This window comes from Clostridium sp. BJN0001, assembly GCF_022869825.1.
Taxonomy (GTDB): domain Bacteria; phylum Bacillota; class Clostridia; order Clostridiales; family Clostridiaceae; genus Clostridium.
This window is the reverse complement of sequence record NZ_CP094971.1, coordinates 2,259,419-2,281,242: the sequence shown is the minus strand read 5'-3', so window position 1 is coordinate 2,281,242 and position 21,824 is coordinate 2,259,419. Positions and strand designations below refer to the sequence as shown.

Below are 21,824 nucleotides of genomic sequence, written 5' to 3'. Positions count from 1 at the left end.
TAATACAAATAATAATAAAATTATAGTGCTGCTTAGGAAATAATTTAAGTTTATGACAGTATTGTTTTTTATTTGTAATCCTTAGTTAAAGACATATTTTTGTGGATAAGTTTATTATTAATTAAGAATTTAATTATAATATTTATAAGTTATCCACAAAAAATGTGATTAACTATGTGAATAATTTTATAAAAGAGTGCTTTATATTAGAAAAAAAGGGAAAAGACAATGTTAATTATTTTTACTAATTTATGTGGATAAGTTTAAATGATGGTAAAAATTAAATTAAATTTTTCAAAGAGTCAGATATGAGATAGATTCAAAAAAATAAGGATTTTCGTAGAAAAAAGATATATTTGTTGTTTTAATATAATTTTTAGATGAAAAATAATTAACACGAACATGAAATCTGTGGATAAAATCTGTGGATAATGTGGATATCTTTGGATAAGAAGAAATAAAAAATAGTATTACAGTATCATTTTTATATAGTATAATAATATTAATTATATGATTATATTACTTTTAAAATAGGAGGATTATCGATGGGGGTTAAGGAAATTAAATTTATACCAGAGGTAAAAGGAAATCTTAGAAATCACATGGTAGAAGTTCCATCAGTTATAAGAGAATGTGGAGGTATAAAGATTTTTGGAAAAAGAATAAAATCATTGCTATTTAGTACGGATGTAGCATTAATAAAAAATACTAATGCCGATGCGATAATTGCTGTTTATCCATTTACACCACAACCTATAATAACGCAGTCTCTTGTTATGGCAGCAGATGTACCCGTTTTTTGTGGAGTAGGAGGAGGAATAACTCAGGGAAAAAGAGTTGTCAATCTTGCAATGGATGCTGAATTTAAAGGAGCTATGGGAGTTGTTGTAAATGCACCAACATCAAATAATGTTGTTAAAAGGTTAAGAGATACTATTGATATACCAATAATTGTTACTGTAGTTTCTAAAGAAGATGATGTATCTAAAAGGATAGAATCAGGTGCTAGTATTTTAAATGTATCTGGTGGGAAAAATACAGCTACTATTGTAAGAAATATAAGAGAAAAATTCCCCATGTTTCCTATTATAGCAACAGGTGGTCCTACAAATGAAACTATAAAAGAAACAATTCAGGCAGGTGCAAATGCTATAACATATACTCCTCCATCAACAGCAAATATAATGTGCGATTTAATGGATGTATACAGAGAGAAAAAAGAATAGATAGAATTGAGAAATAATTATTATTATGGTATCATAACAAATAAGATTGAATAAAATATTATTAAGCTGAATTTAGTCTTAATTTATAAAAAACTGGGGGCACAATATGAAATTATTTGGAACTATGAAGATAAACGGCAATAAACTTGAAATAGGCGGCGTAAAAGCAGAAGAACTTGTAAAAGAATATAAAACCCCGCTTTATGTATATGATACTAAATTAATAAAAGAATACTGCAGAGATTATAGAAAGTATTTTAAATGTGAAGAAAACGGAAATAGAGTAGCTTTTGCGGGGAAAGCTTTTTTAAATTTAGAAATGTGCAGAATTTTAAGTAAAGAAAATATGTCTCTTGATGTCGTATCTGGGGGAGAATTATATACTGCATATAAGGCAGATTTTCCACTTAAAAGAGTTATATTCCATGGAAATAACAAAACTAAAGAAGAAATAGATATGGGTATAGAACTTGGAGTAGGTGTATTTGTAGTTGATAATATGGATGAACTTAATGCTATTAATGAAGCTGCAAAAAAGAAAAATATGATTCAAGATATATTTTTAAGACTTACGCCTGGAATAGAAGCTCATACTCATGAATATATAAAGACAGGTCAAATAGATTCAAAATTTGGATTTGCCCCAGTTGATAATATAATTTTTGATGCTGTAAAAAAGGCAATAGACTTAAAAAATGTAAATCTTTTAGGAATACATTGTCATATAGGTTCACAAATTTTTGAACTCAAACCTTATCAGGATGCAGTTGATATAATGCTCGGATACGTAAGAAAAATAGAAGAAAAATTTAATTATAAAGTAAAAAATATTGATTTTGGAGGAGGCTTTGGAGTTTATTACACAGATAGTGATAAACCTAAAGCAACTAGTGAATATTGTGAAACTATTATAAATAGAGTTGATGAAGTATGCAGAAAGTACGATCAAAAAAGACCTAATCTTATAATAGAACCAGGAAGAAGTATTGTTGCAAATGCAGGAACTACTCTTTATACAATAGGTGCTGTAAAAAATATTCCTGGAATTAGAAAATATGTTTCCGTTGATGGAGGAATGACAGATAATATAAGACCTTCATTATACCAAGCGGAATATGAATGTGCTCTTGCATCAAATGTGCAATCAGAATCATTAGAGACAGTAACGATTGCAGGTAAATGTTGTGAGTCTGGAGACCTTCTAATTCATGATGTTAAAACACCAGAAGTTAAAATAGGAGATATCCTTGCTATAGCTACAACAGGAGCGTATGGATATTCTATGGCAAATAATTACAATAAGACACCTAAAGCGGCAGTTATTATGGTAGAGGATGGCAAGTCAAAGCTTGTCTGTAAGAGGGAAACATACGAAAATTTAATTATAAATGAAATTTAGCAAATAACTATTATTTTTTATGAAAATGTGGTATAATTATTATGGTTAAAAGATAACTATATATTTAAAAAAATAAATTTAAAATTGCTTTTTATTAATATTCTTTCCCAAGATTATAATATATAAAAAGGGTATACATCAAAATTAATTTTTGGTGTATATTTTTTTGCTTAAAATAAGTTATAAATTTTAAAATTTATATAATATTAATAGAAAAAGAGTTATAAGAAATGTTATTTTATTTTAAAATATGATATACTTAATTTTAATCGGATAATTAGCATTTGGAGGGTGTGAAGTGTTTTTTAAAAAGAATAGTGAAAAAAATAAAGAACAGAAAAGTACAATAAAGGAATGGATAATAGATATTTTTTCTGTAGTTATAATTTCAGTTCTTATATGGAATTTTGTAGCATACAGCATATGGATTGAAAGTGGCTCTATGATACCTAAACTTAATATAAATGACAGGCTTATTTCAACAAGAGTTTATCATCCTCAAAATTTAGAGTATGGTGACATTGTTGTTTTTAAATCAGATGAACTTAATAAGATACTGATAAAAAGATTAATTGGAAAGCCGGGAGATAAAATAGACATAAAAGATGGTATTGTGTATCGTAATGGAGAAAAGCTTGAAGAAGATTATGTAAAAAATAATGAAAAATATGATGGCACATTCAATGTACCTGAAGGAAAATATTTTTTCCTTGGAGATAACAGAAAGATCTCAGATGATGCGCGTTACTGGAAGAATCCATATATAGATGGAAGCAAGATAGAAGGAAAGGCACAGATTAAGTATTATCCTATAGGTGATTTTGAAATTATTAAATAGCATTTACGTTTAGGAGAAATTTTATGAAAGATGGTTTAAATAATATAAATTTTAAAAGTATTCAGCAGATATTAAAGAAAAATAGTAGGATAATTGGCTTTTTAAAGGATTGGGTTATGCCTATTGCTATAGCGTTTGTTTTAGCATTATGTGTAAATAAATTTCTTATATATAATGTTTCAGTTCCAACTTCATCTATGTATCCTACGATACAGATAGGAGATAGACTTACAATTGAGAGAGTTTATAATCCAAGTAAGATAAAGCGTGGAGATATAATTGTATTTTATTCATCTGAGCTTTCGGATAGACTTATAAAAAGAGTTATAGGACTTCCTGGAGATCATATAGAGATAAATGAAGGAACGGTTAGTATAAATGGAGATGTAATTGATGAACCATATATACAAAATAATATGAATTATACAGGAACGTTTGATGTACCAGATGATAGCTTTTTCTTTTTAGGTGATAATAGAAGTAATTCTAAAGATTCAAGATTTTGGATAAATTCATATATAAAATCTTCAGATATTAAGGGAAAAGCAATACTTAGATTTTATCCTTTTTCAAGGATTGGAAGTATAAAATAGAGAGTAATTTGAGGTGTATGTTATGCCATATGTAATAGACAGAATTGAAGGACAATATGCGGTGTGTGAAAAAGAGAATGGGGAAATGATCAATATACCTTTAAAAAAAATAAAAGGAAATTTTAAAGAAGGGTATATTTTATTGACGGATGGTGATAACTTTAAAATAGATAAAAAATTGACTGTTGAAAGACAGAAATATATTAATCAAATGACAGATGATATTTGGAAGTAGTTTGAAGGGAGGATGATTTTTTGTTTAACAATGACAATAATAGAAATTTAGATAATGGAAATAACGGTAAAAATGATAACAAAAAGAAATTGAATGCTGTAGTTATTTATATTTTAATTGCAATCGGAGCTTTTTTAGTATTTTCATATTATACGAGGGAGTTTACAGGGAGCAAGGATATAAAATATGATGAATTTATAGAGATGCTAGATGATAATGAAGTATCAGAAGTTACTATCACAAATAGTTATATCTACATAACATCTAATAAGGATAATAAAGAAAAAACTTTTAAAACAGTAAACATTGGTGATGATAGTCTTATTGAAAAACTTGAAGCTAAGTCAAAAGAAGGAGATTTATCTTTTAAAGGAGATATAGATAAAAGTACACCTATATTGAATTTTGTTCTTACAATAATACTTCCACTTGGACTTATATTCTTAATGTATAAGTTTTTATTCTCAAAAGCCGGCGGACTTGGTGGCGGAGGAATGATGGGTATTGGAAAGAATAATGCCAAATTTTATGTTGAAAATGAAATTAAGGTAACATTTGATGATGTCGCAGGTCAGGAAGAAGCAAAAGAATCATTAAAAGAAGTTATAGATTTCCTTAACTGTCCTAAAAAGTATACAGAAATAGGAGCAAAACTTCCTAAAGGAGTGCTTCTTGTAGGACCTCCAGGAACAGGAAAGACTCTTATTGCAAGGGCTGTTGCAGGTGAAGCTAGAGTACCATTTTTCTCATTATCTGGTTCAAGTTTTGTAGAAATGTTTGTTGGTGTTGGAGCATCTAGAGTTAGAGAATTATTTAAAGATGCTGTAGCAAAAGCTCCATGTATAGTATTTATTGATGAAATAGATGCAATAGGAAAAAGCAGAGATAGTCAGATGCAGAGCAATGATGAAAGAGAGCAGACATTAAATCAGCTTTTATCAGAAATGGATGGATTTGATTCATCTAAAGGAGTTGTTCTTCTTGGAGCTACAAACAGGCCAGAAATACTTGATAAAGCACTTTTAAGACCGGGAAGATTTGATAGAAGAGTTATAGTTGATAGACCTGATTTTAAAGGAAGAGAAGCGATACTTAAAGTACATGCAAAGAAAGTTATTTTAGGTACAGATGTTGATCTTTCTGAAATAGCTAAATCAACTCCAGGAGCTGTTGGAGCTGATCTTGCAAATATTATAAATGAAGCGGCACTAAGAGCTGTAAGAAGAAGAAGAAAAGAAGTTCTTCAAGAAGACTTAAGAGAAGCTGTTGAAGTAATTATAGCGGGAAAAGAAAAGAAAGATAGAATCTTATCTCCAAAGGAAAGAAAAGTAGTAGCTTTTCATGAAGTTGGGCACGCACTTGTTGCAGCGATGCTTAAAGGAACAGATCCTGTTCACAAAATAACAATAGTTCCTAGAACAATGGGAGCACTTGGATATACTATGCAGCTTCCAGAGGAGGAAAAATATCTTACATCTAAAGAAGAATTGCTAAACCAGATTACGGTAATGCTTGGAGGACGTTCTGCAGAAGAAGAAGTATTTAATCTTGTTTCAACAGGAGCATCTAATGATATAGAAAAAGCAACTCAGTCTGCAAGAAGTATGGTATCTATGTATGGAATGTCAGAAGAATTTGATATGACAGCACTTGAGTCGATTCAAAATAGATATCTTGATGGAAGAGCAGTTAGAAACTGTAGTGAAGAAACATCAACTCAGTTAGATAGGCAGACTATTAAGATAATAAAACAAGCACATAAAAGAGCAAGAGATATCTTAAGAGAAAATAGAGATCTTTTAGATAAAATAGCATCTATTCTTCTTGAAAAAGAAACAATGTTTGGCGATGAGTTCTTTGGTTATGTGTATGAAAAGTATCCTGAACTTAAAGAAGAAAAAGAGAAGGAACAAAGACAGCATGAAAAAGAAGTTGAAGAGCTAAAAAAAGATAGAGAAGAGAAACGTAAAGAAAAAGAAGTTAATGAACAGGAATATGAGTATGAGTATGAAAAGAGAAACAAAGAAAGAGAATTAGAAATTGAAGAGTTAAAAAGAGAGATTGATGGAGATGTATCATTAAAAAATATGAATGATGATATAGAAAAAGAAAATAAAGTAAATGATCCATATTCAGCAAAAAGAAAATTATTTGCAGACGAACCACTTCTATTTCCTATAAAAGATAAAACTGATTCTGAAGAAGAAACAGTTAAAGATGATACTAAAAGTGATAACTCAGATGATAATAATGATAAAAATAATGATTAAAAAAATAATTATTAAATAAGATACTAAAGATACTTGTAAGAAGATATATATCTATTTTACAAGTATTCTTTATAATTAAAACAAATAAGGGAGCTGTGCCTTTTGAATAAAACGATAGAATTCATAACAGAAGAAAATAAATTTATAGAAGTTTCAAATATAATAAAATGTGAGATAGCAGATTATTTAGAAAGAAGAAAGAATGTTACTAAAGGAATATTAGAAGCAAGACAACAGTATCTTGAAGAACATAAAACTGATGATGAAGAAGTTTCGAAATATTTTGACCATGAAGAATATGTGAAAGAGGAATCATATAAAACAATAGATAAAAGACTTATTGAACTTACAAAACTAAAAGAGTGCCCATATTTTGGTAAAATAGTTTGCTTAGATGATGATGATCAAATTTTTAGTTTTTATATAGGAAAATATGGCTTAACTCTTGAAGATAGTTTTGAACCTGTAATAGTAGATTGGAGAGCTCCAATTGCTGCTTTATTTTATAAAGGAGTCCTTGGAAATGTTAAATATACTGTACCAAATGGGGAAGAAAATGCTGATATAAAAGAAAGAAAACAGATTGTTATAAAAAAGGGTGAACTTAAAGGAGTATTTGATTCAGAACTTGATGTAAAAGATGAGATACTTCAGATGGTTCTTACTGAACACTCATCTGATAAATTAAAAGATATTGTAATGACAATACAAAAGGAACAGGATGAAATAATAAGACAAGATAAGAATAAAGTTATTGTAGTCAATGGAGTTGCTGGTTCTGGAAAAACAACTATTGCGCTTCATAGGGTTTCATATCTTTTATATAATTTTAGAAAACAGCTTGGAGATAAAGTTCTTATATTTGGACCTAATGATATATTTATGGACTATATTGCACAGGTTTTACCTTCACTTGGAGAAAGTAATATTGCTGAAACTACATTTGAAAATTTTGCAAAAAATATCGTAAAAATAACAGATGATTCTAGTATAGAAAAATATAGTACATATATGGAAAAGGTTATGGATGGTGATGAGGAAAGTCTTATTGATTATAGGTATAAGAGTTCTTCAAAATATTATGATAAATTAAACGATGTAATAGAAGAATTAAATAAAAATTATTTTTCAATAAATGATGTTTTATTTGATGGTGAAATGATAGTAAGTAAAGATGAAATTAACGAAATGTTCTGTGGATATTATAAGAATATGCCTTTATTTAGAAGAAGCGAAAAAATAAGAAGAATTTTAACATCAAAAATAAAAAATAAGAGAGATGAACTATATTATAAACTTTTAAAGGAAATAGATATAAAAATAAAAAATCTTTCAGAAGAAGAAAAGAATGAACAGATTAATAATATTTTATTTAAAAAGAAAATAAAGATAAAAGAGATTATAAGAAAAGTAATTGAAGCTAGAAAAAATTTAGACTTGTGGCTTAAACATGAAGATGTTAAAGAAATTTATAAAAAGTATGTAAATAATAATAAAATTACTTATATGGATTTAGTTGGAATGTTATATCTTGAAGTTAAATTATGTAAACCTAAATTAAAGAGAGAAATAAAGCATATTGTAATTGATGAAGCACAAGATTATACTTTTATTCAATTTGAAATAATAAAAGAGATAACAGGATGTAAAAGCTATACAATAGTAGGAGATTCAAATCAGAGGCTTGCACTAAATGGTGAAGATACAGCAATGACACATTTAGGAAGAATATTTAAAAAAGAAGATAATTATAATATAGCTGAATTTTATCTAAAGAAGAGTTATAGATCTACTCAAGAAATAATGGAATATGCAAATAAGTCATTAACTGAAAATAAGATAGTGCCTCTTGTAAGACATGGAGGTAAAGTTATTGAAGAAAATGATTTATCAAAAGAAGAAATGCTGACTACTCTTCAGTATATTATTGAAGATTATGAAGAAGATGGACTTTCAAATATAGCTGTAATTTTTAGCAATAAAGCAATGTTATATAAATATTCAGAAGAAATTAAAGAAGGAACAGCAATACAGAAACTTGATAATGAAGATCTTATTTATAAGGGAGGAAAAGTATTGATTCCTGCATATCTTGCTAAGGGACTTGAATTTGATGCAGTTATAATTATACAAGATAATAAAGAAAATATAAATCCTCTTGTAAAGTACATAATGTGTACTAGAGCATTACATAGACTAGCAGTGCTTAATTTGAAATAGAATAATTAGTGCTTGAAAAAATGAATAATTATGTGTATAATTAAACTAAAATAGCAATTAAATATTAGGGGGAAGCATATGAAAAATAAAATATTAAAAAGAATTATAGGTTTAGCAGCAGTTGCAGTACTTTCTATTTCGATGGTTGGTTGTGGAAATAATGCATCTTCGACTGGTTCATCTGATTCGAAATCAAAACTTGAACAAATAAAGGAAAAAGGAAAGCTTGTAGTTGGAACAAGTGCAGATTTTCCACCATATGAATTTCATTCAAATAGTAATGGTGAAGATCAAATTATTGGAATAGATATTAGCATTGCAAATGAAGTTGCTAAAGATTTAGGTGTAGAGCTTGAAGTAAAAGATATGGATTTTGATGGTCTTCTTATTGCACTTCAGGGAAACAAAGTTGATATGATATTCTCAGGAATGACACCAAAGCCTGAGAGAAAAGAAAACGCTGATTTTTCAGATATATACTATAATGTTAAACAAACATATATAGTAAGAAAAGAAGATGAAGGAAAAATCAAAACTGAAGATGATCTAAAAGGTTTAAAAGTTGGTGCTCAAAAAGGATCTGTTCAGGAAGATTTAGCTAAATCAAAATTTGATGCAGAAAATATAAAGTCATTAACAAAAGTTACTGATTTAATACTTGACTTAAAGAATAAGAAAATTGATGCTATCTTATTAGAAGTACCAATTGCTGAATTTAATGCAAGTCAAAATGATGATTTAGCAGTTGCTCCAATAGAATTTGAAGATGAAGATGGTGGATATGCAATTGCAATGCCAAAAGATTCTCCAGAACTTGTAAAGCAGGTCAACGGCACAATAAAGAGATTACAAGATGACAAAAAAATAGATGAATTTGCATCTGAAATGGCTAAATTAATAGATTAGAATATAATAAAAAATCTATAAAAAATAGTTGCCAATTAGAAGTTAATTAACTTTTTAATTGGCAACTATTACTTTAAAGTAGATTTATTAAAATATTGGAGGTAGAGTTTTGAATTTCTCGTTTTTAGAAAAGTACTATATGTATTTTCTTAAAGGTGCACTTAATACAATAATATTGTCGTTTTTTGCAGTTTTCATAGGAACAATTCTTGGATTGTTTTTAACATTATTAAGACGAAGCAATGTAAAACCAATAAGGTTTGTTTTGGATAAATTAAATATAAAATTTGAAAATGGAAAAAATGTATTTTCAAGATTTATGATTAAATTAGTTGATGGAAATCCAATAAAATTTATAGCGTCAGCCTATGTTGAATTCGTAAGAGGAACTCCTCTTTTAGTTCAGATATATATCATATACATAGGAGTACCTAAAGTGCTTGGAATAGATTTCCCTGATATGGTTGTAGCTGCAATTGCATTATTTTTAAATTCTGCAGCATACGTTTCTGAAATAATAAGAGCAGGAATTGAAGCAGTAGATAAGGGACAGATGGAAGCAGCAAGAAGTCTTGGAATGAATTCAAGAATAGCTATGTTTTATATAGTAATCCCTCAAGCGTTTAAGAATATACTTCCTGCACTTGTAAATGAATTTATTGCAATAATAAAAGATTCTTCAATGGTCTGCGTAATAGGAGTTGCAGAACTTATGTACAATGCTAATACTGTAAGAGGAAGCATTGCATTAGGATTAGAACCAGTTATAGTTGCAGCAATTATTTACTTTATAATTACATTTACACTTACAAGAGTATTAGGTACAGTAGAGAGGAGGCTTAAAGCAAGTGATATGCGTTAAAGATCTTCATAAAAGTTTTGGCAAGGCAGAGATTTTAAAAGGAATTGATGAAGAGATAAAAAAAGGTGAGGTTGTTGTTATAATAGGACCTTCTGGATCGGGTAAAAGTACACTTTTAAGGTGTTTAAATTTATTAGAGATACCAACATCGGGTACAATTACATTTGAGGGAAAAGATATAACATCAAAAGAAACTAATATAGATAAAATGAGAGAAAAGATGGGAATGGTGTTTCAGCAGTTTAATTTATTTCCACATAAAACAGTATGTGAAAATATCTGTTTAGCACCTATAAAAGTAAAAAGAATTTCAAAAAATGATGCAAAAAAGAAAGCTGAAGAACTTTTAAATAAAGTTGGTCTTATAGATAAGATAGATGCTTATCCAGCATCATTATCAGGAGGTCAAAAACAGAGAATAGCTATAGCAAGAGCATTAGCTATGGAGCCAGATGTTATGCTTTTTGATGAACCTACATCTGCACTTGATCCTGAAATGGTAGGAGAAGTACTAAATGTTATGAAAGATCTTGCAAAGGAAGGAATGACAATGATAGTTGTTACTCATGAAATGGGATTTGCAAGAGAAGTAGGAGATAGAATATTATTTGTAGATCAGGGAAAAATATTAGAAGAAGGAACACCTGAAGAAGTTTTCAAACATCCTAAAAATCCAAGAACAATAGATTTCTTATCTAAAGTTCTATAATTTAAAATGGAACCTATAAAAAGAGTATTTTATAGGTTCCATTTTGTTTTATTAAGTAATTTTATTTTATAAAAGATAAAACCATAAAGTAAGATTACTCATCATCTGTCATGTCTTCAGTATAGTCAAATTCAGGACAAGCTATGTTATTTACTACAATCTTATCAGATGCTGGATTTTCATGCTTTAAGTTAGTTTTATTTTCAAATTCTGTATCTGGAGTATTGTAATCAGTTCTTTCTTTAGGAAGATAAATGTTAGAATTTTTATTATTATCTTTCATGTCATATACACCTCACTTCATTTTATTGTTATCAGTATTCGTAAAAATTATGCTTGTAATAAAAAATTATAATAAATAGATATTTTATAGCAGCAAAAAAGCTATTGCTTTTAAATTTGTATAAATTAAAGCAACAGCTTTTTTATTTTAATATTATATTATTTCATAAGTTTAACAAGAACTGCTTTCTGTGCATGAAGTCTGTTTTCTGATTCTTCGAAAATTGTATCAGCATTATTTTCTAAAACTTCTGCTGTAATTTCTTCTCCTCTATGTGCTGGAAGACAATGAAGAACTATAGCATCTTTTTTAGCGTATTTAAGTAATTCATCATTTACTTGATAACCTTTAAAATCGATTTTTTTAGCATCTGAATTTTCTTCTTTTCCCATACTAATCCATGCATCTGTAATGACAACGTCAGCATCATTTATAGCTTCAATTGGAGATGTAGTAGGAGTAAAAATAACATTTTCAGATTCAGCTATTTCTTTTGCTTTATTTAAATATTCATCTGACATTGTATATTTTTCAGGTGATGCAATTGAAAAATTCATTCCCACTTTTAAGCATCCAATAGTGAGTGAATGTGCCATATTAAAAGTATCTCCTATAAATGCAACTTTAAGACCTTCAAGGATATTCTTCTTCTCACGTATTGTCATTAAGTCAGCTAGAACCTGACAAGGATGTTCTAAATCTGTAAGACCATTTATTACAGGAACAGTTGAGTACTTTGCAAGTGTTTCTATATGCTTTTGAGAATAAGTTCTAACAACCATTCCTTGAACAAATCTTGATAATACTCGTGCTGTATCTTCAACAGGTTCACCACGTCCTATTTGAAGATCTCTGTCAGTTAAAAATAGAGCATTGCCGCCTAATTCAAACATTCCTGTTTCAAATGATACTCTTGTTCTTGTTGAAGATTTTGTAAAAATCATAGCAAGACTTTTTCCTTTTAAAAGAGGATGTTCTATTCCGTGTTTTTTTTCATATTTAAGTTGATCTGCAAGATTTAAAATATCAAGTATTTCATCTTTTGATAAATCATCCATTTTAAGTAAGTCTTTTTTCATCATATACCCCCCAAAAGTATAATTAATTCATTTTTTGCAAAACATCAAGTAATATATTAAGTCCTTTTTTAATTTCCTCATCACTTATAACAAGAGGAGGGAGAAGTCTTAATACATCTTTTCCAGCAGTAAGAATTAAAAGACCATTTTTTAGGCATTCTTTCTGAATTTTTGCTATGTCTAAAGATGTTTTTATACCAACCATTAGACCTTTTCCTCTTATATCAAGTATTTTATCATTGTTAGAATTAGATAAAATATCTTTAATTAAATCTCCTTTTTTAGAAATCTCAGTATAAGATTTGTCATTGCAAAGAGTATCTAAAACTACTAAAGCTCCAGCACATATAACTGGATTTGCACCAAACGTAGAAGCGTGATCTCCTTTTTTTAGTACATTTTTTAGTTTATCGTTGCATAAGAATCCTCCAATAGGAAGACCAGCACCTAATGCTTTTGCAGTTGTTACAATATCAGGTTTTACATCAAAATGCTCATATGCAAAAAGTTTTCCTGTTCTTGCAATTCCACATTGAACTTCATCAAAGATTACAAGTATATCTTTTTCTTTAGCGATGCTGCATACTTTTTGAACAAAATTTTTATCAAGAGGAATGACTCCGCCTTCACCCTGTATTGCTTCAAGCATTATTGCACAGACATCGCTTGTAAGTTTTGATTTAAAATCATTAGTATCATTAGCTTTTACATAATCAAAACCCTCTGTAAAAGGATAGAAAAATTTATGAAATTTATCTTGTCCTGTAGCTTGTAATGTAGTGATAGTTCTTCCATGAAAGGATTGAACAAGAGTTAAAATTTTTGATCTTCCTTTTCCGTATTTATCAAAACTATATTTTCTTGCAAGTTTTATAGCACCTTCATTAGCTTCTGCACCTGAATTACCAAAGAAAACTCGGCTCATATGAGCTTTTTCTGTTAATTCTTTAGCAAGTTTTACACTTGGATCATTTAAAAATATATTAGATGAATGTACAAGTGTGTTAAGCTGCATAGAAACTGCGTCAAGCCATTTTTTATTTCCATATCCAAGACAGCTTACACCTATTCCACTTGTAAAATCAATATATTCTTTTCCTTCTTTATCGTATAAATAAACACCTTCACCTTTTACTATTACAGGATCAAGACGACCATAAGTATCCATTAGATGAGTTTTTGCTTCATTAAAATCATAATTCATATTTCTGCCTCCTAAAATATTAATAAATCATAGTTCCGATTCCTTCATTTGAAAAGAGTTCAAGAAGGAGAGAATGTGGAACACGTCCATCAAGTATAGTTGCTTTTTTAACACCCATTCTGACAGATTCAACGCAACATTCGATTTTTGGAATCATACCACCTTTTATAACTCCTTTGGCTGTAAGTTTTGGTACTTCAAATAATCGAAGAGATGAAATAAGAGAAGAAGTATCAGATGGATCTTTCATGACGCCTGGAACATCTGTAAGAAGAATTAGATTTTCTGCTTTAAGAGCAGATGCAATTTTGGCTGCACATGTATCAGCGTTTATATTATAAGATGTATTATCATCTTCTCCAAGAGCAACGCTTCCTACAACTGGAATATATCCAGAGTTTATAGCCATTTTTAATATATCAGTATTTATATCAGTAATTTCTCCAACGTATCCTAAATCTTTGTCTTTTTTTATTTTCTTAGCTTTTATAAGAGAACCATCCATACCACATAATCCTACAGCTTTACCGCCAAATTTTTGAATAAGTGATACAAGATTCTTATTTACTTTTCCTCCTAAAACCATCTGAACAACTTCCATTGTTGTTTTGTCTGTATAACGAAGTCCATCAATAAATTTGCTATCATGTCCTATTTTGTTTAAAAAATTTGAAATGTCAGGACCGCCCCCATGAACAACCACTGGTTGAATACCTACGCATTTCATTAAAATTATATCGTTTATAACAGTTTCTCTTAATTTTTCGCTTATCATGGCATTTCCACCATACTTTACAACAATTGTTTTACCGTAATATTGTTGTATGTATGGAAGTGCCTGAACTAAAATTGCCGCCTTTTTTTCATTATCAATAACCATAGTTGATATTTCCCCCTAAAATAACCAAAATAGATTAACTTCTATAATCTCCATTTATTTTTACGTATTCATAGCTCAAATCACATCCCCATGAAATAGCATTACCATTTTTGCATTTTAAATCCACTTTTATTACTATTTCATCTTCAAGAAGTATTTCTTTTGCTTTTTCTTCACTAAATGGAATAGACCCCCCATTTTTACATAATTGTATAGAACCCTTTTTACTTTCAAAAAATACATCGACTTTTTCTGGATCAAAACTAATATCTGTATATCCAAGAGCACATAAAACTCTTCCCCAATTAGCATCTGCACCAAATATAGCAGTCTTAACAAGACTTGAATTTATTACGCTTTTAGCTAAAATAAGTGCATCATCATCAGATGGAGCATTAAGAATTTGACATTCTATAAGCTTAGTTGCACCTTCTCCATCTTTAGCAATGTTTTTAGCTATTTTTGTACATAAACTTTTTAAAACATCTACAAATAAATTAAAGTCATCATTCATTTCGCTTATCTCAGTATTATTAGCCATTCCATTAGCAAAAATGAATACTGTATCATTTGTACTTGTATCACCATCAACACTTACTCGGTTGTATGTATATTTAACTACTTTTTTTAGTGCATCTTTTAAAAGATTTTTAGAAATTTTTAAATCTGTAGTTATAAAAGAAAGCATAGTACCCATATTAGGTTCTATCATTCCAGAACCCTTAGTTATTGAACCAATTTTTACAGGTGTTCCATCTTTTAGAGTAAATGATACTGCAAATTCTTTTTTATACGTATCAGTTGTCATTATGCCTCTAGCTGCAGCATCTGAACCATCATATGATAGATTCTTAATTAGAGAAGGAACTCCATTTCGTACATTTTGAATGTTTAAAGGAACTCCGATAACTCCAGTTGATGCTACAAGAACATCATTTTGATTAAGATTAAGATTTTCTGCAACAAGTTTTGTCATTTCTTCAGCTTTATTTATTCCATCAATGTTATTGCATGTATTTGCATTTCCGCTATTTATTATGACAGCTTGAGCTTTGTCATCTTTAAGATGTTTTTTTGACACATAGATATGAGCACCTTTTATACTGTTTTTTGTAAACATACCAGCACAATTAGCTTTAACTTCTGAATAAATTAAAGCAAGATCATTTTTAGAAGAATCTGATTTGAAACCACAGTTTGTTCCAGATGCTTTAAAACCATTTGGAGCAGTAACCCCGTTTTCAATAAATTTAAATTTCATATATAAGAAGCCCCCTTAATAATAAATTTAATTAAAAAATGAGCTGACACTAATTTTTTAGTGCACCAGCCCCCAAAAAATATTTTAATAACTAATTGCTAATCGTTATATTTTTTTATGAATTTTTCAAGTTCATGTATCTGCAATTTTACAGATTTTGAAGAAGGACCACCAATGACTGTACGTTCTTCTACGCATGTAACAAGGTCAATTGCTTTATAAATGTCTTCTTCAAATAAATTAGAGAATTTTTTAAGCTCATCTAAAGATAAATCATCAATAGCTTTATTTTGTTTTATACATTCGAGAACTATAGCACCTACAACACCATGTGCATCTCTAAAAGGCATTCCTTTTTTAACAAGATAATCAGCAACATCTGTTGCATTTGTGAAACCAAGAGAAGCACCTTTTCTCATATTATCTTTTCTAACTCTCATTGTTTTTACCATTCCAGTAAATGTTTCAAGAGCAAGCTTTACAGTATCTATTCCATCGAAAAGTGTTTCTTTATCTTCCTGCATATCTTTATTGTAGGCAAGTGGTATACCTTTCATTACTGTTAAAAGAGTCATTAAATCCCCATAAACTCTTCCAGTTTTTCCACGAACAAGTTCAGCTACATCAGGATTTTTTTTCTGAGGCATGATACTGCTTCCTGTACTATATTGATCGTCCATTTCAATAAACTTAAATTCATTTGTACACCAAAGAATAATTTCTTCAGAGAATCTTGAAAGATGCATCATTATCATAGAGAAACATGATAATGCTTCGATTGCATGATCTCTATCTGATACTGAATCAAGACTGTTTAAAGTGACTTTTGAAAAACCAAGCTTTTTAGCAACATATTCTCTGTCAAGAGGATATGTTGTTGTAGCTAGTGCTCCTGCACCAAGAGGCATTGTATCCATTCTTTCATAGCAGTCAAGAAGTCTTGTTACATCTCTTTTAAACATTTCTGAGTATGCTAAGATGTGATGCGCAAGAGTAATTGGCTGAGCCTTTTGCATATGTGTATAACCAGGCATTATTGTATCAATATTTTCATTTGCTTTATCTAAGAGGACTTGTTCTAATTGTAATATATCATTTTTTATTGAAATAACAGCTTTTTTTAGATAAAGTTTCAAATCAAGAGCAACTTGGTCATTACGGCTTCTTCCTGTATGAAGTCTTTTACCATCTTCCCCTATATAATAAGTTAATGTTCCTTCAACAAAACTATGAATATCTTCTGATGTATCATCTATCTCAATTGCCCCGCTTATAATTCTTTTTTTGATTTCATCAAGACCATCTATTATTTTTTTACTATCTTCTTTTGGAATAATGTTTTGTTTTCCAAGCATTGAAGCATGTGCAATACTGCCTTCAATATCTTCTTTATATAGACGTTTATCAAATCTTATTGAAGAATTGAAATCATCTGCCTGTTTACTAAGACCTTTTTGGAAACGTCCGCCCCATAGTTTCATAATCTATCACCTCAAAATAATATAAGTTGTTTCTATTTTCCCTGCTTTTTTAGATTAGCTTCCATTTTTGATCTTACTACTGTAGGAAGACCAAATAGAGTAATAAATCCAGCAGCATCTTTCTGATTGTAAACAGCATCTTCTCCAAAAGTTGCATACTCTTCGTTATATAAAGAATATGGAGAAGTCATTCCTGCATTTACGATATTACCTTTATATAATTTTAATTTAATTTCTCCTGTTACAGTTTCTTGAGTTTTCTTTACAAATTCTGATAATGCTTCTCTAAGAGGAGAGAACCACTGACCGTTATATACTATATCAGCAAATTTTAAAGAAATTTGTTCTTTATAATGAGAAGTTTCTTTATCAAGACATAATTCTTCTAAATCTTTATGAGCTTTATAAAGAATTGTTCCACCAGGAGTTTCATAAACACCTCTTGATTTCATTCCGACTAATCTGTTTTCAACCATATCGGTAATTCCGATACCATTTTCTCCACCTAATTTGTTTAATTCTTCAAGAAGGTCTACAGGAGACATTTCTTTTCCGTTTAATTTAACAGCATTACCTTTATCAAAAGTTAATGTGATATATGATGGTTTATCAGGAGCAGCTTCAATAGTTTTGCAAAGCTCTAATATTTCATCATATTTTGGTTCATTTTCTGGTTCTTCAAGATCTAAACCTTCATGACTTAAATGCCAGATATTTTTGTCTTTACTGTAGTTTGTTTCATAAGAAATTCTTATAGGAACTTTATGAGATTCAGCATAAGCTATTTCTTCTTCTCTTGATTTAATATCCCATAATCTCCATGGAGCAATTATCTTCATGCAAGGATCAAATGCTTTAACAGCCATTTCAAATCTTACTTGATCATTTCCTTTACCAGTACAACCGTGACATATAGCATCTGCTCCTTCTTTATGAGCAATTTCAACAAGTCTTTTTCCGATCAAAGGTCTTGCAAAAGAAGTACCTAAAAGGTATTTGCCTTCGTATATTGCACCAGCTTGAATTGTAGGGAAGATATAATCTTCTACAAATTCTTTAGTTAAATCTTCAATATAAAGTTTTGACGCACCAGTTTTTATTGCTTTTTCTTCAAGTCCATCTAATTCATCTTTTTGTCCAACATTTCCACATACGGCAATTACTTCACATCCGTAAGTTTCCTTTAACCATGGAATTATGATTGATGTATCAAGTCCACCTGAATAAGCTAAAACAACTTTTTTAAATTTTTCCATTAATAAGTCCCCCTTAAAATATGTTCTTCATTTGTTTATAATTATACAATTAAATGAATAAATAATCAATAGAAAAAAATAAAAAAATATCTATTTATTTATGTAAAATGCTAAAAATACACAATATATATATTTTTAAAAGCAATATTATGAGTAAAAATTTAAAAATAAATTACTTTTGACTGTATAATTAAGGAAATATATTCAATTATAAATTTTAAGTATGCATAAAATATACATATTTTAAAGTATATTTTTTAAAGTAGGGATTTGAAGATTTTTTATATTATCTATATTTTGTTTTATAAAATGAAGAGAAGCTGTTGATTCACTTCTATCATTACATTTTACATAAACTGATAATTTTACAGCTTCATTAGATATAGCATCGTAATCTATATGGTTTAGATATATAGAAGCTAAAAATTTTTTATCATTTATTATGTCTATGAGTTCAAGTGTTTGATTATATGCTTTTTTCATATCTTGATCTGATAATGTAGATTCTATTTCTTCTGATTTAATTTCTACAACATTACAAAAAGAAACCATTGATTTTGAAAAATAGAGAACTGAAAAAAACATTAGCCAAAAAATTACTACTGATATAATAGCGTTTTTCATTTCTTACATTCCTTTCCATAATCTTCATAAAGCTGATATTGAAATTTTCCTGAGGTATCATACATAGCGATTAATACATCTGGTATTGAATTTATATTATGCTTTTTTAGTGTTTCTATAATCCAGTTTTCACTTTTACCGATAGATGTTAAAGATGTTTTATTTATCTTACCGTCTTCTACAAGAATTTTTGGAAGTATTGGTTCTGGAGGATTTGGACTTTTCGAATTTTGCATATTATAATTGATAGGTAAAATTGAAAGCTTTCCACTATTTTCTAGTATTGCATATTGGACATCTTCAAGATTGAATATTTTTTCTATTCTAAGTTGTTCTAATAATTCATCCAAATCCATTTGCTGTTTTTTTAGTGCTGAATAATTTATTTTTCCACGAAATATAAGAATACATGGTTCCCCATCAATAAAATTTCTTGACGATTGAAATTTTACCTGAGTCTGAGTTAAAATAGTTTTTAAAAAAAGTAATGTAATTATTGGAATTATACCAAGTATAAGAGGAAGCCTTGTATCTTGCATAGGAAGAGCTGCAAGATCTGAAATCATTATTGAAACGACAAGTTCATATGGTTGGAGTTCTCCAATTTGACGTTTTCCCATTAGTCGTATAATGCATATAACTAGAATATATAAAATTGTTGTTCTTATAAATACTATTAACATAATATACACCTCTCTGAGATAATATTTCCTAAATAAATATTAAATATGCAAAAAAATAGTTATAAATTTAATGTAAAAATGGATATAATATAGTTATATAGTGTCAGAGGAGAAAAAAATATAATGAAAAATGAGTTAAATGTGATAAAAGCTGAAAAAGGAATCACTTTTTATGAGTTACTCAAAAAAAATGATAAAATAAATGAAAGGAATATTGCTGTATGTAAGCTTAACGATGTCTATCATAGTTTAGGCGATAGGATAGAGGAAGAGGGAGAAGTTTATCTAATACCATTTACAATGGATTTTGGAATGAAGATATATGTGCGTACCCTCCAATTTATTTTTGTAAAAGCTGCTTTAGATATATTTCCAAATTCTAAAGTTAAAATAGAACATTCAATAAGCAAAGGACTTTTTGGAGAGATAAGAAAAGAGAGCCCTTTAACAGAAGAAGAAATTTTAAAAATAAAAAACAGAATGTGCAAATTAATTAATCAAAGTATAGTAATAAATAAGAAAACAGTCTCTAAAGAATATGCAATTAAATATTTTGAAAAAATAGATATGGATGATAAAGTTAGTCTTTTAGAACATTTAGATTTAAAAGAGATTAATTTATATGAGCTAGATGGAAGATATGGTTATTTTTATGGATTTTTAGCATATAGTACAGGTTTTATTAAGACATTTGATCTAATGTATTATGAAGGAGGGTTTATTTTAAGAAGACCTTCTAAATATAATTTAGATACTCTTTCTGATTTTAAAGAACAGAAAAGTCTTACTAATATTTTTAGAGAAACAGAAAAGTGGCTTAATATACTTGGAATAGAAACTGTAGGCTCATTAAATAGAAAAATAGAAAATAATAGAACACAGAATATTGTACTGGTTTCTGAGGCTCTTCATGAAAAGAAGATAGCATATATTGCTGATGAAATTTCAAATAGAAAATCTACTAAGGTTGTTTTTATTGCAGGACCATCATCATCTGGAAAAACGACATTTTCCAAAAGACTCAGCATTCAACTTAGAGTAAATGGACTTATTCCAATTACATTATCAATGGATGATTATTTTTTAGATAGAGATGAGACACCAAAAGATGAGAATGGCGATTATGATTATGAAACAATAAATGCACTCGATCTTAATTTATTTAATAGAGATCTTACTGAAATACTTCAAGGAAAAGAAGTAAATATACCTACATTTAATTTTAAGCTTGGAAAAAAAGAATGGCTTGGTAATAAAGTGATTCTTCCACAAAATGGTGTCCTTATAATTGAAGGAATTCATGGACTTAATCCACTGCTTACTAAAAGAATTCCTAAAGATAAGGTCTTTAAGATTTATATTTCAGCACTTACACAGCTTAATATAGATTATCATAATAGGATTTCAACAACTGATGTAAGAAAGCTTAGACGAATAGTTCGTGATTCACTATCAAGAGGATATGGCGCAGAAGAAACACTTAAAATGTGGAGTTCCATAAAACGTGGTGAAAAAAGCAGTATATTTATTTATCAAGAGGAAGCAGATGCAATGTTTAATTCAACACTTTTATATGAATTAAGTGTTTTAAAACCATATGCATTAAATGAACTTTCAAAGATTTCAAAAGATAGTGATGTTTATCTTGAAGCTTCAAGACTTAAGGAATTCTTAGAACTTTTTAAAGAAATTGATGAAAAATATATTCCTGAAAATTCTCTTTTAAGAGAATTTATTGGAGGATCATGTTTTTATGAATACTAATAAAGAAATATAAATAGAAAAATTTTTAAGAAAGGCTGTAATTCTTGAATA

20 protein-coding genes are annotated in these 21,824 nt (G+C 28.8%); 11 read left to right on the top strand and 9 right to left on the bottom strand.

The features are described from left to right. Positions 1 to 545 precede the first annotated feature (545 nt). The 10 genes from MTX53_RS11130 to MTX53_RS11085 all read left to right on the top strand — a co-directional run bounded on the left by MTX53_RS11130 (position 546) and on the right by MTX53_RS11085 (position 11,258). Positions 546 to 1,226, top strand: a complete 681-nt coding sequence (locus MTX53_RS11130; protein ID WP_244833852.1) for a hydrolase — start codon at positions 546 to 548, stop codon at positions 1,224 to 1,226. 106 nt (positions 1,227 to 1,332) lie between these two features. Then, complete coding sequence (gene lysA / locus MTX53_RS11125) at positions 1,333 to 2,625, top strand: diaminopimelate decarboxylase (protein WP_244833851.1); 1,293 nt, start codon at positions 1,333 to 1,335, stop codon at positions 2,623 to 2,625. A gap of 298 nt (positions 2,626 to 2,923) precedes the next feature. Beyond that, positions 2,924 to 3,463: a signal peptidase I gene (gene lepB, locus MTX53_RS11120; RefSeq protein ID WP_244833850.1), complete on the top strand. Its 540-nt coding sequence runs from the start codon at positions 2,924 to 2,926 to the stop codon at positions 3,461 to 3,463. Between the two features lie 23 nt (positions 3,464 to 3,486). Continuing rightward, positions 3,487 to 4,056 carry a signal peptidase I gene (gene lepB / locus MTX53_RS11115; RefSeq protein WP_244833849.1) on the top strand — a complete coding sequence of 190 codons (570 nt, stop codon included), beginning with the start codon at positions 3,487 to 3,489 and terminating at the stop codon, positions 4,054 to 4,056. Between the two features lie 22 nt (positions 4,057 to 4,078). Next, positions 4,079 to 4,291 carry a DUF3006 domain-containing protein gene (locus MTX53_RS11110; protein ID WP_244833848.1) on the top strand — a complete coding sequence of 71 codons (213 nt, stop codon included), beginning with the start codon at positions 4,079 to 4,081 and terminating at the stop codon, positions 4,289 to 4,291. A gap of 89 nt (positions 4,292 to 4,380) precedes the next feature. Further along, a complete protein-coding gene (ftsH, locus tag MTX53_RS11105) occupies positions 4,381 to 6,561 on the top strand; it encodes an ATP-dependent zinc metalloprotease FtsH (protein WP_244835491.1) in 2,181 nt (726 codons plus the stop codon). A 102-nt stretch (positions 6,562 to 6,663) separates the two neighbouring features. Beyond that, on the top strand, positions 6,664 to 8,781 hold the full coding sequence (locus MTX53_RS11100; protein WP_244833847.1) for a UvrD-helicase domain-containing protein: 2,118 nt from the start codon (positions 6,664 to 6,666) through the stop codon (positions 8,779 to 8,781). A 78-nt stretch (positions 8,782 to 8,859) separates the two neighbouring features. After that, a complete protein-coding gene (locus tag MTX53_RS11095; RefSeq protein ID WP_244833846.1) occupies positions 8,860 to 9,687 on the top strand; it encodes a transporter substrate-binding domain-containing protein in 828 nt (275 codons plus the stop codon). Between the two features lie 109 nt (positions 9,688 to 9,796). Next, positions 9,797 to 10,549 carry an amino acid ABC transporter permease gene (locus MTX53_RS11090; RefSeq protein WP_244833845.1) on the top strand — a complete coding sequence of 251 codons (753 nt, stop codon included), beginning with the start codon at positions 9,797 to 9,799 and terminating at the stop codon, positions 10,547 to 10,549. After that, positions 10,536 to 11,258, top strand: a complete 723-nt coding sequence (locus MTX53_RS11085; protein ID WP_244833844.1) for an amino acid ABC transporter ATP-binding protein — start codon at positions 10,536 to 10,538, stop codon at positions 11,256 to 11,258. Before MTX53_RS11090 ends, MTX53_RS11085 begins: the two co-directional genes overlap by 14 nt. 94 nt (positions 11,259 to 11,352) lie before the next feature. Here the strand turns inward: MTX53_RS11085 and MTX53_RS11080 are convergent, their stop codons facing one another. The 9 genes from MTX53_RS11080 to MTX53_RS11040 form a co-directional block, all read right to left on the bottom strand. Continuing rightward, on the bottom strand, positions 11,353 to 11,541 hold the full coding sequence (locus MTX53_RS11080) for a hypothetical protein (protein ID WP_244833843.1): 189 nt from the start codon (positions 11,539 to 11,541) through the stop codon (positions 11,353 to 11,355). Positions 11,542 to 11,699: 158 nt separating this feature from the next. Next, positions 11,700 to 12,620, bottom strand: a complete 921-nt coding sequence (gene argF, locus MTX53_RS11075; protein ID WP_244833842.1) for an ornithine carbamoyltransferase — start codon at positions 12,618 to 12,620, stop codon at positions 11,700 to 11,702. Positions 12,621 to 12,642: 22 nt separating this feature from the next. Then, on the bottom strand, positions 12,643 to 13,824 hold the full coding sequence (locus MTX53_RS11070; protein WP_244833841.1) for an aspartate aminotransferase family protein: 1,182 nt from the start codon (positions 13,822 to 13,824) through the stop codon (positions 12,643 to 12,645). A 19-nt stretch (positions 13,825 to 13,843) separates the two neighbouring features. Then, on the bottom strand, positions 13,844 to 14,698 hold the full coding sequence (gene argB / locus MTX53_RS11065) for an acetylglutamate kinase (protein ID WP_244835490.1): 855 nt from the start codon (positions 14,696 to 14,698) through the stop codon (positions 13,844 to 13,846). A 40-nt stretch (positions 14,699 to 14,738) separates the two neighbouring features. After that, positions 14,739 to 15,965, bottom strand: coding sequence for a bifunctional glutamate N-acetyltransferase/amino-acid acetyltransferase ArgJ (gene argJ, locus MTX53_RS11060; RefSeq protein WP_244833840.1), 1,227 nt, complete (start codon positions 15,963 to 15,965; stop codon positions 14,739 to 14,741). Between the two features lie 98 nt (positions 15,966 to 16,063). Next, the gene (gene argH, locus MTX53_RS11055) at positions 16,064 to 17,446 is read right to left on the bottom strand and encodes an argininosuccinate lyase (RefSeq protein ID WP_244833839.1); all 1,383 of its coding nucleotides are present in this window, start codon (positions 17,444 to 17,446) and stop codon (positions 16,064 to 16,066) included. A gap of 32 nt (positions 17,447 to 17,478) precedes the next feature. Continuing rightward, positions 17,479 to 18,702 (bottom strand): argininosuccinate synthase, encoded by a 1,224-nt coding sequence (locus tag MTX53_RS11050; RefSeq protein WP_244833838.1) that lies wholly within the window; start codon positions 18,700 to 18,702, stop codon positions 17,479 to 17,481. Between the two features lie 243 nt (positions 18,703 to 18,945). Then, positions 18,946 to 19,326 carry a DUF4363 family protein gene (locus MTX53_RS11045; protein WP_244833837.1) on the bottom strand — a complete coding sequence of 127 codons (381 nt, stop codon included), beginning with the start codon at positions 19,324 to 19,326 and terminating at the stop codon, positions 18,946 to 18,948. Beyond that, positions 19,323 to 20,009: a DUF421 domain-containing protein gene (locus MTX53_RS11040; RefSeq protein ID WP_244833836.1), complete on the bottom strand. Its 687-nt coding sequence runs from the start codon at positions 20,007 to 20,009 to the stop codon at positions 19,323 to 19,325. The genes MTX53_RS11045 and MTX53_RS11040 overlap by 4 nt, the downstream gene beginning before the upstream one ends. 123 nt (positions 20,010 to 20,132) lie before the next feature. On the opposite strand from MTX53_RS11040, the gene MTX53_RS11035 reads away from it, so the two are divergent. Further along, on the top strand, positions 20,133 to 21,773 hold the full coding sequence (locus MTX53_RS11035) for a nucleoside kinase (protein WP_244833835.1): 1,641 nt from the start codon (positions 20,133 to 20,135) through the stop codon (positions 21,771 to 21,773). The last annotated feature ends 51 nt before the right edge of the window (positions 21,774 to 21,824 follow it).

Bases quoted from the DNA above. Each gene is read 5' to 3' on its own strand.
- MTX53_RS11130 (WP_244833852.1), top strand. From the start codon at position 546: ATGGGGGTTAAGGAAATTAAATTTATACCAGAGGTAAAAGGAAATCTT.
- lysA (WP_244833851.1), top strand. From the start codon at position 1,333: ATGAAATTATTTGGAACTATGAAGATAAACGGCAATAAACTTGAAATA.
- lepB (WP_244833849.1), top strand. From the start codon at position 3,487: ATGAAAGATGGTTTAAATAATATAAATTTTAAAAGTATTCAGCAGATA.
- MTX53_RS11110 (WP_244833848.1), top strand. From the start codon at position 4,079: ATGCCATATGTAATAGACAGAATTGAAGGACAATATGCGGTGTGTGAA.
- MTX53_RS11095 (WP_244833846.1), top strand. From the start codon at position 8,860: ATGAAAAATAAAATATTAAAAAGAATTATAGGTTTAGCAGCAGTTGCA.
- MTX53_RS11080 (WP_244833843.1), bottom strand. From the start codon at position 11,541: ATGAAAGATAATAATAAAAATTCTAACATTTATCTTCCTAAAGAAAGA.
- argF (WP_244833842.1), bottom strand. From the start codon at position 12,620: ATGAAAAAAGACTTACTTAAAATGGATGATTTATCAAAAGATGAAATA.
- MTX53_RS11070 (WP_244833841.1), bottom strand. From the start codon at position 13,824: ATGAATTATGATTTTAATGAAGCAAAAACTCATCTAATGGATACTTAT.
- argJ (WP_244833840.1), bottom strand. From the start codon at position 15,965: ATGAAATTTAAATTTATTGAAAACGGGGTTACTGCTCCAAATGGTTTT.
- argH (WP_244833839.1), bottom strand. From the start codon at position 17,446: ATGAAACTATGGGGCGGACGTTTCCAAAAAGGTCTTAGTAAACAGGCA.
- MTX53_RS11050 (WP_244833838.1), bottom strand. From the start codon at position 18,702: ATGGAAAAATTTAAAAAAGTTGTTTTAGCTTATTCAGGTGGACTTGAT.
- MTX53_RS11045 (WP_244833837.1), bottom strand. From the start codon at position 19,326: ATGAAAAACGCTATTATATCAGTAGTAATTTTTTGGCTAATGTTTTTT.
- MTX53_RS11040 (WP_244833836.1), bottom strand. From the start codon at position 20,009: ATGTTAATAGTATTTATAAGAACAACAATTTTATATATTCTAGTTATA.
- MTX53_RS11035 (WP_244833835.1), top strand. From the start codon at position 20,133: ATGAAAAATGAGTTAAATGTGATAAAAGCTGAAAAAGGAATCACTTTT.